This is a genomic window from Bacillus sp. D48C (assembly GCF_053345735.1).
Map to the genome: position 1 here is coordinate 177,631 of NZ_JBKFAQ010000011.1, position 13,145 is coordinate 190,775.

14 protein-coding genes are annotated in these 13,145 nt (G+C 36.5%); 6 read left to right on the forward strand and 8 right to left on the reverse strand.

The annotated features are described in order from the left end of the window. Positions 1-85: 85 nt before the first annotated feature. Positions 86-286: a helix-turn-helix transcriptional regulator gene (locus tag ACLBXA_RS23175; protein WP_000301184.1), complete on the forward strand. Its 201-nt coding sequence runs from the start codon at positions 86-88 to the stop codon at positions 284-286. Positions 287-290: 4 nt separating this feature from the next. Then, on the forward strand, positions 291-719 hold the full coding sequence (locus ACLBXA_RS23180; protein WP_000706625.1) for a hypothetical protein: 429 nt from the start codon (positions 291-293) through the stop codon (positions 717-719). A 39-nt stretch (positions 720-758) separates the two neighbouring features. Here ACLBXA_RS23180 and ACLBXA_RS23185 read toward each other — a convergent pair whose 3' ends face one another. The 8 genes from ACLBXA_RS23185 to ACLBXA_RS23220 all read right to left on the reverse strand — a co-directional run bounded on the left by ACLBXA_RS23185 (position 759) and on the right by ACLBXA_RS23220 (position 9,061). Beyond that, on the reverse strand, positions 759-1,196 hold the full coding sequence (locus ACLBXA_RS23185; RefSeq protein ID WP_000633849.1) for a GNAT family N-acetyltransferase: 438 nt from the start codon (positions 1,194-1,196) through the stop codon (positions 759-761). Positions 1,197-1,210: 14 nt separating this feature from the next. Then, a complete protein-coding gene (locus ACLBXA_RS23190; RefSeq protein ID WP_003260542.1) occupies positions 1,211-1,468 on the reverse strand; it encodes a DUF4022 family protein in 258 nt (85 codons plus the stop codon). A gap of 53 nt (positions 1,469-1,521) precedes the next feature. Then, a complete protein-coding gene (locus ACLBXA_RS23195; protein ID WP_000399955.1) occupies positions 1,522-3,351 on the reverse strand; it encodes a monovalent cation:proton antiporter family protein in 1,830 nt (609 codons plus the stop codon). Between the two features lie 220 nt (positions 3,352-3,571). After that, positions 3,572-3,883 carry a cytochrome aa3 quinol oxidase subunit IV gene (gene qoxD / locus ACLBXA_RS23200; protein WP_000068425.1) on the reverse strand — a complete coding sequence of 104 codons (312 nt, stop codon included), beginning with the start codon at positions 3,881-3,883 and terminating at the stop codon, positions 3,572-3,574. Continuing rightward, a complete protein-coding gene (gene qoxC, locus ACLBXA_RS23205; RefSeq protein WP_000729316.1) occupies positions 3,884-4,486 on the reverse strand; it encodes a cytochrome aa3 quinol oxidase subunit III in 603 nt (200 codons plus the stop codon). A 13-nt stretch (positions 4,487-4,499) separates the two neighbouring features. After that, positions 4,500-6,434, reverse strand: coding sequence for a cytochrome aa3 quinol oxidase subunit I (gene qoxB / locus ACLBXA_RS23210; RefSeq protein WP_000762373.1), 1,935 nt, complete (start codon positions 6,432-6,434; stop codon positions 4,500-4,502). Positions 6,435-6,467: 33 nt separating this feature from the next. Then, positions 6,468-7,343, reverse strand: coding sequence for a cytochrome aa3 quinol oxidase subunit II (locus ACLBXA_RS23215; RefSeq protein ID WP_001176164.1), 876 nt, complete (start codon positions 7,341-7,343; stop codon positions 6,468-6,470). A 302-nt stretch (positions 7,344-7,645) separates the two neighbouring features. Next, positions 7,646-9,061, reverse strand: coding sequence for an amino acid permease (locus tag ACLBXA_RS23220; protein ID WP_001075767.1), 1,416 nt, complete (start codon positions 9,059-9,061; stop codon positions 7,646-7,648). Positions 9,062-9,436: 375 nt separating this feature from the next. Between ACLBXA_RS23220 and ACLBXA_RS23225 the strand changes: the two genes are divergently transcribed. The 4 genes from ACLBXA_RS23225 to ACLBXA_RS23240 all read left to right on the forward strand — a co-directional run bounded on the left by ACLBXA_RS23225 (position 9,437) and on the right by ACLBXA_RS23240 (position 13,123). Next, positions 9,437-10,147 (forward strand): C39 family peptidase, encoded by a 711-nt coding sequence (locus tag ACLBXA_RS23225; protein ID WP_000734492.1) that lies wholly within the window; start codon positions 9,437-9,439, stop codon positions 10,145-10,147. A gap of 132 nt (positions 10,148-10,279) precedes the next feature. Then, positions 10,280-11,455: an amidohydrolase gene (locus ACLBXA_RS23230; protein WP_000382123.1), complete on the forward strand. Its 1,176-nt coding sequence runs from the start codon at positions 10,280-10,282 to the stop codon at positions 11,453-11,455. 1 nt (position 11,456) lies between these two features. Beyond that, on the forward strand, positions 11,457-11,654 hold the full coding sequence (locus tag ACLBXA_RS23235) for a DUF3311 domain-containing protein (RefSeq protein ID WP_044783737.1): 198 nt from the start codon (positions 11,457-11,459) through the stop codon (positions 11,652-11,654). Continuing rightward, a complete protein-coding gene (locus ACLBXA_RS23240; protein WP_000125940.1) occupies positions 11,651-13,123 on the forward strand; it encodes a sodium:solute symporter family protein in 1,473 nt (490 codons plus the stop codon). Before ACLBXA_RS23235 ends, ACLBXA_RS23240 begins: the two co-directional genes overlap by 4 nt. Positions 13,124-13,145 lie beyond the last annotated feature (22 nt).

The window sequence follows — 13,145 nt, forward strand, 5'->3', positions numbered from 1 at the left end:
TAAGGTGAAAACTTAATTGGTTTTGTAAAATATAAATTACTTAAAGGAATATATATGTTACAATAAAGGTGGAGGAGGAACATGAATGGCTGTAAGTAAAATAAAAGTCGCGCGTGTTCAGTTAGATTTAACACAGCAACAATTAGCAGAAAAAGTAGGCGTTACAAGGCAAACGATTAGTTTAATTGAGAAGGGGAAATACAATCCATCTTTAGATTTATGTTTGAAAATTTGTTATGCAGTAGATAAAACGTTGAATGAGTTGTTTTGGGAGGAAAAGGAGTGATAGGATGAAAATCGTGAAAGATGAACGTTTAATGATTGAAGGGTTAAAACATATTAGATTGGCTTTCATCTTACAAAATATCGTCATACTAGCTATCATCTTTTACCGCTATGTCTTGCAAGAGGCAGGATATGAAAGTGTTTCGGATTTATTAATGATATTTATTGGCGGGATCGTAGTTATTAACTTCTTAAATTTAAAACATTCTGTAGAGGTATATGAGCACACAGGCGGAGTGTCACGTAGCTATTTCATGAAATTATTATTAATTCCAGTAGGTATTATTATTGGGATATTAGCTGTTTGTATCATTGTAACACCAGATATCTCGATAAAAGAAATAAGTATAACAGCACTTATTATGTTTGCTTGTTTTTTAGTTCCTAGTTTATTTATCTACATATATATGAAAAAGATAAAAAGTGAAGATTGAAATATAAGAAAAGCTTTCCCGTATTGAGGAAAGCTTTTCTTATATCTTTTTATACAAAACTTTATGAAGGCCAATCGGTTCAATTTCAAAGATTTCACCATGCTCCTGAAAGTCTAATCGCTTGTAATAGTCAGTTACAGTAATACGGCCATTACACCATAGAATGTTTGCTTTCCGTTCTTTTAAAATTTGTTCTGCCGTCTGAATTAAGGAGCTTCCAGCTCTTTTGTTCCGAAAGTTAGGTAATGTTGCCATTCCTCGTAGTCTATAATGGATACCATTTTGCAAATCAGGATATATTTCTTTTGAGAAGGAAGCGATGCTAATTAACTCATCGTTTATAAAGGCACCTAAGTGGAATGTGTCTTTTTCGTAGTCAGAAGAGTATTTACAGTCTGCTAGGGACTGATTGGGACGCAACACCGCTTGGCGTAATAAGTGTGTCTCGGATGCATCAATATACTGCACAGTAATCATATTATCATCCTTTCTTATAAACCTTTTTCTATAAGTTGTATAAAGAAGTATGCAGGTGCAGCGAGAAGGCCGAGTATACTAGCGGTTCCTAGAAGGAGTGAAAGAAAAAGGCATGAGTATTTAACTCCATTTGATTTTTTCCAACCATAGCTGCAAATTTCAATGCTAACACCGATGAGAATAATGGCGACGAGTACTTCTGCTAATAATAAGAGAGCTAAAGTTACAATAGACATAATGTAATCCATCCTCATAATATGTGATAGTAACATTTTACCATATGAAAATTAAAAAATGCCCCTCAATTATGTGGGGGGCATTTTTTTTACTCTAATATGTTTTTTAGTGTATCGATATGCTCTTTTGAACCTGTTACAAGTAATGTATCACCGTGTTGTAGTCTTGTATCACCATGTGGTATTAATGCTTTATTACCGCGGTAGATTTGAATGACAAGTACATCACCTAAAAACGGGAGGCGGCGAAGCGCAATGCCGTTATATTTATTGCTGCGCAGTTCAACTTCGCGTACTGTTTCGTTTGCTGTTGTAATTAAGCGAACGAGACTAGGTTTATCAATAAGTGCACGTAATAAAATACGTGTAGAGTTAATTGTTGAGAATACAGCGATATGTTCTTGCGTTGCTTTTTCTTGTAGAAGTGGATCTTCTACACTTGCAATAACATGTTCAACACCTAGCTCTTTTGCATGTTCTGCCAATAATAAGTTTTGTTCATCATCGCTTGTTGCAACAACGACGCGATCTGCATCAAATGCTGTTTGTTCAGTTAATGATGCAATTGTGATGTCATCTAATTTCACGATAGGAAAGTCATGTGATTTCGCTTCTTCATCATTTATTTTGTTTTGACGCATCATATATAGCGTTACGTCATAATCTTCTCGTTTTAAATCTAGTGATAACGGAAGGGTAATTCTGCTCGCGCCAATAATAGCTACTTTTGGTTTTGGTGTTTCTACTTTTGGGAACATTTTTTTAAATAATATAGGTGCAAAAATACAAGTAATAACTGCGCTTAAAATAAGAGAGGCAGATAAACTTGGACTGATAATCCCCAGTTTTTCACCAATTTGTGCAGCCGCAATAACTAAAGAAAGTGTCGATGTTAATAAAATTGCACTTCCAAGTACGATATTACGTGGATACCATTTTCGTAAGACGAGTGATGGTAAGAGTTTTGAAATAAAGAGTCCTACAATTAAGATTGGGATCATTAGCATGCTAGAAGGTTCTTTGAAAATAGACCATACCTCTAGATTTACACCAACCATTACGAAGAAAATAGGGATGAAGAAACCATAGCCGATGGAATCAAGTTTTTCAACCATATCTTCATTTGGTGATAATAACGATACAAGTACGCCTGCTAAGAAGGCACCTAAAATATTTTCTGCTCCAACAGATTCCGATAAACCAACTAAGATTAAAATGAGTGCAAAAACAGCCCGTGTATCAATTTGTACACTACCAGCTTTTAAACTATCTAAGTATGGAATGTTTTTAAAGCGTTTTGCAATAAAGTAAATGACAATACCGGCACCGAATAGAAGAAGTAAGAGCCACATACTTTGGCCGCTTTCGGAATTTAATCCGACGAAAACAGCGAGTAAAATCATTGTAACTAAGTCTGCAATAACAGCAACTAATAAAATGATTTGTCCGATTGCAGTTTTTCCTAGGTTGTTCTCTTTTAATGTTGGTACAACAACACCTAAAGAAATAGTTGAAATAATTAAAGTCATGAACATTGCATTATCTACGAATCCTAGCCATACGAATAGTAATGATAGGGCATAAGATAAGATGAAAATAAATAAGAAGATAATGCTTGCTGCTTGAAATGTATTTGGCTCGTTTGTCGTATTTTTTTTCCCTTTTTGTTTAAAGATAGAAAAATCAATTTCTAAACCGCTTAAGAACATGAGGAAGATAAATCCTAATGTTGATAAAACTTGAAGCCATATATCTGGCTCAATAATATTAAACCCACTTTTACCTACAAAGATTCCTGCAATAATTTCTGCAACGACAACAGGAAGTGCTTTTAATTTAAAGCGTTGTAACAAAAGGGGAACGAAAAACGCGATTGCAACGATAACCATAAGTGATAGAACAGAAGTATGATGTTCCATTGCGTTCTCTCCCTTCAAATAAATATAGTACCTATTTAGCCATATAATAGGTAGAAAAGCAACGCATATGGATTCGATTTCATAAAGAAAGACTTTTCTTAACATTTGTCATAATAAGTATATTTTTCATGATTCTGTTGTTAATTCCGTAATGTGGATGTAATAGGGGAGGGGATAAAAAAAGACTGCTGAGGAATCTCAGCAGTCTTTTTCATGTACATTACATTGAGAAGAAGATCCATACAGTTAAACCAACTGTTGCAGTTGCAACGAAGAAACTGTATATCATTGTAAGAATTTGAACTCTTCCTTCTCCTTCTTTTAAATGCATGAACATAATTAATTGTAACAATGCTTGCGCAACAGCCATGATGATAATAGTTGTTAAGACTGTTGAAAGTGGCAATGTTGTGTAAAGTGCCACGTATAACGCTAGAAACGTTAATGCAAGCGATAAAATAAATCCGAAAACGTGTGACCAAGGGAATCCGCTATGCGCATGCCCATTTGCTTGATTGTTGTTTTGAGCCATTTACGCCACCATCCCGTTCAAGTAAACTAGTGTGTAAATGAAGACCCAAACAAGGTCAAGGAAATGCCAGTATAAGCTGATAATGAATACTTTACGAGCTGTAACTGGTGTTAGACCTCGTTTTAAAATTTGGATAATAACACAAATTGCCCAAATGATACCGCCTGTTACGTGGGCTCCATGCGTTCCAAGAAGAACGAAGAATGCAGATAGGAAAGCACTTGTTTGAATTGTTGCGCCTTCACCAATATACATAATGAACTCTTCAATCTCGAAGAATAGGAAACCTGCACCTAAAAGTAATGTAAGGACGAACCATCCAAGCATCGCTTTTTGGTTGTGCTTACGCATTTCGTGAATTACGATACCACATGTGAAACTACTTGTTAAAAGTAGTAATGTTTGAATTAAAAGCGTTTTAAGTTCAAACAGTTGCGCTGGAGTTGGGCCATCTGCCGTACGACCAGCAAGGACTAGATAAGAGGCGAAAAGTGTTGCGAACAGCATAATTTCAGCCCCAAGAAAAATCCAGAATCCTAGGATATTCAATCTGCTTTGTTCGGATTGATATTCCAAAGGTAAGCTTTTATCTAAAGCCGCCATGTCATTTCACCTCTCATGCTATATGTTCTGTTTCTTTAATTTCATCAACACTTACGTAGTAACCATCGTCATAATCGAATGAACGATAGATTAAGCAAGCTAAAATACCAATACCACCGATTGCTGCAAGCCAGAACCAGCTAAATACTAATGCGAAACCTGCAAGACCGAAGAATAAAGACGCAATAATAGGCACACCAGAGTTACTTGGCATGTGAATTGGTTTGATATCTTCTGCTGCTGGTGTAACTGTTTCTCCGCGTTTTTTCATGTACCAGAAAGCATCAGCTTCTTTAATTTCAGGAAGCTTTGCGAAGTTGTAATGTTGTACAGGAGATTGAGTTGCCCATTCAAGTGTACGACCATCCCATGGATCTCCAGTTGTGTCACGTTCACCGTGACGTGCACTCCAAATTACGTTGTAGCAAAGAAGTAGGAAGCCAATACCCATCATTACCGCACCAACAGATGCGATTTGGTTTAGCCATCCCCATCCAAGACTTTCAGAGTAAGTGTACATACGACGAGTCATACCGTCTAAACCTAAGAAGTACATTGGGAAGAAACAGATGTTAAATCCGCTCATAAAGATCCAGAATGTCCATTTACCTAGGCGTTCATTTAACATATGACCAGTCATTTTTGGATACCAGAATGTGAATCCAGCAAGCATAGCGAATACTGTACCTGCGATTAATACGTAGTGGAAGTGAGCAATTAGGAAGTAGCTGTTATGGTATTGATAATCAGCTGCTGCCATTCCAAGCATAACCCCTGTAACCCCACCGACTACGAAGTTTGGAATAAATGCCAATGACCAAAGCATTGGAACTGTAAAACGAATACGTCCTTTATACAGTGTAAACAACCAGTTAAAGATCTTAACCCCGGTTGGAATCGAAATCGCCATTGTCGAAATCGAGAAGAATGAGTTAACCGCTGGACCTGCACCCATCGTGAAGAAGTGGTGAAGCCATACGACGAAACTTAGTAAAGAAATTGCAACCATTGAGTATACCATCGCACTGTAACCGAATAGACGCTTACGTGAGAATGTACTAATGATTTCAGAGAAAATACCGAATGCCGGTAAAATAACGATATATACTTCAGGGTGACCCCATACCCAGAACAGGTTGGCCCATAACATCGGCATACCGCCGCTCGCCATCGTAAAGAAGTGAGCATCGAATAGACGGTCAAATGTCATTAATGCAAGAGCAACTGTTAATACTGGGAAAGCGAAAATAATGATAATTGTTGTAATTAAGATTGACCAAGTAAACATTGGCATTCTCATTAAAGTCATACCAGGTGTACGCATTTTTAAGATAGTAACAAGGAAGTTAATACCGGTCATTAGCGTACCGAGACCTGAAATCTGTAATGCAATTGCGTAGTAGTTATTTCCTACGCCTGAAGTAAACTCTGTACCTGCCATTGGGAAGTAAGAAGTCCACCCAGCGTCTGGAGAACCACCGATTACGAAAGCGATGTTGAATAACATTGCTCCGACAAAGAATAACCAGAAACTTAAAGCATTTAAGAACGGATATGCAACGTCACGAGCACCAATTTGTAATGGTACTACAAGGTTCATTAATCCCATAACGAATGGCATTGCCATGAAAAGAATCATTACTGTACCATGCGTTGTAAAGATTCCGTTATAGTGTTCAGCGTTTAAATAAGTTGTTTCTGGGAATGTTAACTGTGCACGGATCATTAAACCATCCATACCACCACGGAATAACATGATAACCGCAGAAATAATATACATGGCTCCGATTTTTTTATGGTCAACAGTTGTCAACCATTCGTCCCAAAGCCATTTCCATTTTTTATACTTTGTTAGTACGAAAATGATTGCTAATGTCACAAGAACGATAGAAGCGTCTGCACCGTAAATAATCGGGTCACCTGTGACAAAGAATTCATCAAGCTTCACTGTGTTCACTCCAATCTGTTGGAATAATAGCTATTATTTTTTGTTTTTGTAGTAGTTGTAATCACAATATTCAAGTGATTTTGGATCTACATAACTTAAGTGGTGACTAGAGAACGTCATGCGTCCAACTACACCAGGTTTAATAATTTCGTTGTACTTCTCTTCGGTTAACTTATCAGCCTTTTCTTGTACTTCTTTAACCCACTTGTCATATTTCTCTTTAGTTTTTGCTTCAACTTCGAACTCCATGTGTGTGAATCCTTCACCAGAGAAGTTCGCACTACGGCCTAGGTAAGAACCTGGCTTATCAGCTTGTAAATAAAGATCCATAATCATGCCATCCATTGTGTACTTCATACCACCAAGTTCTGGTACCCAGAAAGCATTCATTGGGCCGACAGAAGTCAGTTTGAATTGAATTGGTACACCAGCTGGGATATTTAAATAGTTAACGGTTTCAATTTTTTCCTCTGGGTAACTGAATAACCATTTCCAGTTTGCAGATGTAACATAAATTTCAACTGGTTTAATATGTTTGGACTCTTTCGGAACCTCTTCCGAAGCATAAGTTGCTTTTACTGTTGGAATCGATAATGCGATAACGATAATAACAGGAACAAGCGTCCAAATAATTTCTAGTAATGTGTTACCGTGTTGTTCAGGTGGCTCATAGTCCATATTCTCTGGTTTTTCACGATAACGAATCAAGATGACTGTAAACAGAATGAATACAATTGCGATAATTAATGACATAAGCAAGAATGACCAAACAATTAAATCATACTGTGCTTTTGCAACAGGTCCTTGCGGATTTAATACTGCGAGTTTTTTATCACAGCCACCGAGGAACAGAAGTAATGATAACGGAAGAAGCGAAGCCAACTTCCAAAACGCTTTCTTTAGTTGCACGATTGAAAATCTCCTTTCTCCTTGGATTGAAACTATGCCAATAAAACAATATAAACCTATTAATTTATAGAAGGCAATAGTTTTTGATATATTGTTAAAAAATAGACACAAATGCACACTTTTTAAGGTGAATATCATTTGTAACTTGATTACATTGTAAACTATTTTCCAGAGAAAAACGTGATTGTGAAAATTTTAAGATAAATAAAGTTATACCAGGATATCCAAGAAATAGAAAAAAGCTATCTTATCATAAGAAATATAACTGAATATTTTGTATATTTAGTTTATTTTTTGTATATTTAGTTTATTTTTTGTGTGATAGTTCGTGGCTGTTCAAGTGTGACAATTTTTTTATATTTAACTTGGTATAAAATGTAACAAATAATCATAAATGGAATGCCACAATAAAGAGCAATTCTTTGATCTGGAATGAAAGCCAAACTAACAAATGTAATGAAATTGAGTAAGAACGCCACGATTGGAACTAGCGGATAGAGCGGTGTACGATATTTTAAATCATTTATGTCGCCACCATTTTTCACGAAATTTCTACGGAAGAAAAACTGTGAAGCGGCAATTGACATCCAAACGACAACGGCAGCCATTGCTGCAATAGATGTTAAAACTAGAAAGACAGTATCTGCCGCAAATACACTTGTTAATAAGGAAAGGCTAGCAAAAATCAGACTGAAAATTAATGCATTTAGCGGTACACCTTTTTTAGTTAATTTCGTAAATGCTGGGCTTGCCATTCCTTGTTTTGCCATCGCCCACAGCATACGAGAATTTGCGTATAGACCAGAGTTAGCAACGGATAATACAGCTGTAATAATAACAAAGTTCATAATGTCTGCTGCATATGGGACCCCGGCTACATCAAAAACAAGTACAAACGGACTTTCGACTAGATTAGCCTCTTGCCATGGGAGTAAACCTACAACAACTGATATCGCTAAGACGAAGAAGAAGAGAGTTCGCCAAATTGTATTTTTGATCGCTTTTGGAATTGTTTTTTCAGGATTTTCACTTTCTCCTGAAGCGATTCCGATTAATTCTGTTCCTTGGAAGGAGTAATTTACTGTAATCATCGTAAGAAGAACAGCTAATGCACCGTTTGGAAATAGCCCGCCATTTTCAGTGAAATTATGAAGCATCGGAGCTGGCTTTCCATTAAAGTCTAGTAAACCGAACATAACAGCGCCACCAAGTACGATGAAAATAACGATTGTTGCAACTTTTACACTTGCGAACCAAAACTCTGCTTCTGCATATGCTTTTGCTGATAAAGCGTTTACGAGGAAGAGCGCTGCTGCAAATGTAACGCACCAAATCCATGAAGAAACGTCTGGAAACCAGCGTTTCATTAAAATACTTACAGTTGTTAACTCTACGCCAACTGTAACAGCCCAATTTAACCAATACATCCAACCGACAACAAATCCAAAACCAGGTGAAATGAATTTGCTTGCATAGCTTTGGAATGAACCTGCTTCTGGCATAGCAACAGATAATTCACCAAGACATAACATCGTTAAATACATAACAAATCCACCGACTAAAAATGCAAGAATAGCGCCACCAGGTCCGGCATTATGGACGATTTGACCAGATCCCATAAATAGCCCGGTTCCGATAACACCACCGAGTGCAATCATAAATAGGTGTCTACTTTTCATTGTTCGTTTTAAATTTGTTTGTTCAATTTGTTGATTCATATGCCCCTCACCTCGTATTTTCTTGAATGTGTGAACTTCATTTTATTCTGAGTTTTTAATCATTAGTGGGGGATGCAACACACACTCGGTTTATTTGCTATGAAATGAATGGAGTATGTAAAAAATGAACTATGACTAAATACTCTAAGAATGTTTGTTAACATGGTGATATCTTCACCATGTTAACAATTTTGATTTTAGCAAAATATTCTGGAAATGTATATTTATTTTTCTTTTTATTAAAAATAATTAGAATTTTTATAATTAATTCTATGAGCGATAATTCACATGATCTTTCTAGCAAACTAGTAAGAAGAAGGGTACAATGATAAGAGTTGTGTCTGTAAAATAATAATTAATGGAGTTTTGTTTATAATGAAAAAGTTAAAATATCTTTTTGTTTTTGGTATTATACTTGCTGCTGCATTTTTTATAGGGAAAGATAAAATCATGCAAAAGGCGCAAGTTTTACGCTTAGAGTTTCTATCTGAAATGAAAGAAGCAGCTATGATTGAAGATGTTCCGTTTATTAAACAATTACCAGAATTACCTCGAGGATGTGAAGTGACAAGTTTAGCTATGTTGCTGCAATATAAAGGTGTACAAGTAGATAAGATGCAACTTGCTAGCGAAATTTATCGTGTTCCATTTGAACAAAATGGTTTGCGTGGAAATCCTTACGAGGGGTTTGTAGGAAATATTTATACAAAGGCAAAGCCTGGATATGGTGTATACAATAAACCAATCTTTGATTTAGCAGAAAAATATGTTCCTGAAAAAGTAATTAATTTAACAGGTAGAGACATGCAAGATATATATAAAGTAATTAGTTCTGGCTCCCCGGTATGGGTCATTATTAATACGACGTTTAAGCCGCTAGCTGAAAGTAGTTTTGAAACATGGAATACGAGTTCAGGCGAAGTGAAAATTACATATTATGAGCATAGTGCAGTAGTAATTGGATATGATCAAAACTTTGTATATGTAAATGATCCTCTGAAAAATAATCCACGTTTGGCTGTTCCACGAGCAGAATTTGAGAAAGCTTGGGAGCAAATGGGAAAACAAGCGATTACTATTTTATAATAAAGAAAAAGTCATCTTTTGGATGGCTTTTTCTTTTTGGTTTATCATAATTGAAAATTCAGAAGATTCTTTTAAAAGTTAACAATTCGCGTTATAATAACATTTAACTTGGTGAAGAAGGAGTGAAGGGGTATGGATGTTGCAAAGGAACTTGTTTTGTCAAAAAATCAGTTAGTTGAGTGGAGAAGGCATTTTCATAAGTATCCAGAGTTATCTTTTCAAGAAGAAAAAACATCGCAGTTTGTGTTCGATATACTTCGGAAATGCCCATATTTAGAAGTGTCACGGCCGACTAAATATAGTGTGATGGCAAAGTTAGTAGGTAAACAGCCGGGCAAAACAGTTGCGGTTCGAGCCGATATGGATGCTCTTCCTATTCATGAAGAAAATGAGTTTGATTTTATTTCTACATATAAAGGTGTGATGCATGCGTGTGGTCATGATGGACATATAGCGATATTACTTGGGGTTGTATATAAGTTAGTAGAAGCAAGAGAGAAGATTAAAGGGGAGATTCGTTTTCTATTCCAACATGCTGAAGAAAATTTTCCTGGTGGTGCAGAGGAGATGATTGCGGCAGGTGTAATGGAAGGTGTGGATTATATCATTGGTGCTCACCTTTGGGCGTCGTTAGAGGTTGGGAAAATAGGCGTTATTTATGGTCCTGCAATGGCTGCACCGGATGTTTTTAAAATTAGGATAGAGGGAAAAGGTGGACATGCTGGAATCCCTCATGAAACGGTGGATAGTATCGCAATCGGTACACAAGTCGTTTCGCAACTTCAGCAAATTGTATCTCGCCTCACGAATCCATTAGATTCTCTCGTAATATCCGTTACTCAATTTCATGCGGGGACAACTCATAATGTAATACCAGAGCAAGCGGAGATTGAAGGGACAGTGCGAAGTTTAAGACATGAGTTACGAGGTGAAACAGAGAAGAAGATTGAGCGGATTGTGAAGCATATTACGGAATCTTACGGAGCGAAATATACGTTTTCTTATGAATATGGATATCGACCAGTTGTAAATAATTATGAAGTTACAGAGCTTATTGAACAAACGGCATTACAACTTTATGGAAGAGATAGAGTTGTTCGTTTGCAGCCGACGATGGCTGGAGAAGATTTTTCGGCGTTTTTACAAAAGGTACCAGGGACATTCTTTTTTATCGGAGCGGGAAATAAAGAGAAAGGTATTATATATCCTCATCATCATCCTCGTTTTACAATTGATGAAGATGCATTACCGATTGGAGTGGAAGTCTTTGTATCAGCCATTATGAATTTTATAAGTAAAGGAGAATGAGATGAAGAAAATATACATCCTAGCGCTTATTCCATTTCTTTGTTTAGTAGTTGGGCCAATATTTGCGAATTCAGTTACTCCTTACGTATTAGGGATGCCATTTTTATTATTTTGGGTATTATTATCAGTGTTTATTACATCTCTTTGTATGGGGCTTGTGTACGTGTTTGATCCCGCTAATAAGGAGGATGTAAAATGACTGCATTACTTATCATTATTTTATTTTTGTTTCTCGCACTATTTTTAGGGATTCGGGCACAACATGGAAAAGATATGAATTTAGAGCAATGGTCAGTTGGGGGAAGAGGATTTGGCACTATTTTTGTTTTTCTCCTGATGGCAGGTGAGATTTATACGACGTTTACATTTTTAGGGGGAAGCGGCTGGGCGTATAGTAAAGGAGCACCTACCTTTTATATTTTGGGATATGGTGCTTTAGCTTATCTTTTATCGTATTTTTTATTACCACCAATTTGGAAGTATGCGAAAGAGCATAACCTTGTTTCGCAGTCGGATTTTTTTGCGAAGAAATATAGAAGTAAAGCGCTTGGACTTATTGTTTCAGTTGTTGGTGTTGTTTCCATCATCCCATATCTTGTTTTACAGTTAAAGGGACTGGGGATTATCGTTTCAGAAGCTTCTTACGGAAGGGTGTCACCTGTTGTTGCAGTATGGATTGGTGCTATTGTTATAACTATATATGTAATGGTTTCAGGTATACACGGTTCGGCTTGGACGGCTGCTTTGAAGGATATTATGATACTGTTTATCGTTATGTTTTTAGGTATATATTTACCGTATCATTATTATGGAGGATTTCAGCCTATGTTTGAGGCTGTAGAAGCAGCAAAGCCGGGATTTTTATCTTTACCTGAAGAAGGAATGAGTATTTCTTGGTTTGTTTCTACTATTATATTAACGGCCCTAGGTTTTTATATGTGGCCTCATACATTTGCTTCTGCTTTTTCTGCAAAAAATGAAAAAGTATTTCGTAAAAATGCAGCAATTATGCCATTGTATTCTTTAGTGTTACTTTTCGTATTTTTTGCAGGGTTTGCTGCTATATTGCAAGTTCCTGGGTTAAAGGGAGCGGATGTGGATCTTTCGTTATTCCGTCTTGCTTTACAAACTTTTGATCCTTGGTTTATTGGAATTATTGGTAGTGCGGGAGTATTAACGGCGTTAGTTCCAGGCTCTATGCTTGTTATGGCGGCTTCTACACTGTTAGCGAAAAATATTTATCGAACGATGGTTCCATCTGCTTCAGATAGACAAGTTGCTAAAGCTGCAAAGTTATTTGTACCTGTAGTAACGCTCGTAGCAGTTTTATTTACATTTAAAGGAGGAGAAACAATAGGAGCCCTTCTATTAATGGGGTACAGTATTGTTACACAACTTTTCCCTGCACTTGTATGTAGCTTGTTTCCACGTCAGGTTATTACAAAGCAAGGAGCGATTGCAGGAATGGGAATGGGGTTATTAGTTGTTGCATATATCACTTTATCGGGCTCTAATATAGCTACGATGTTTCCGAGTTTTCCGCAGTCTATAAAAGATTTAAATGTAGGTATAGTCGCATTGTTAATTAATATGATTGTGATGTTTGTAGTTAGTGGATTTACAAAAAGTGTATCTATAAAGAAAAACAGCATAATAGTAGAAAAGTAATTCGTTTATTAGAGCTATCTTT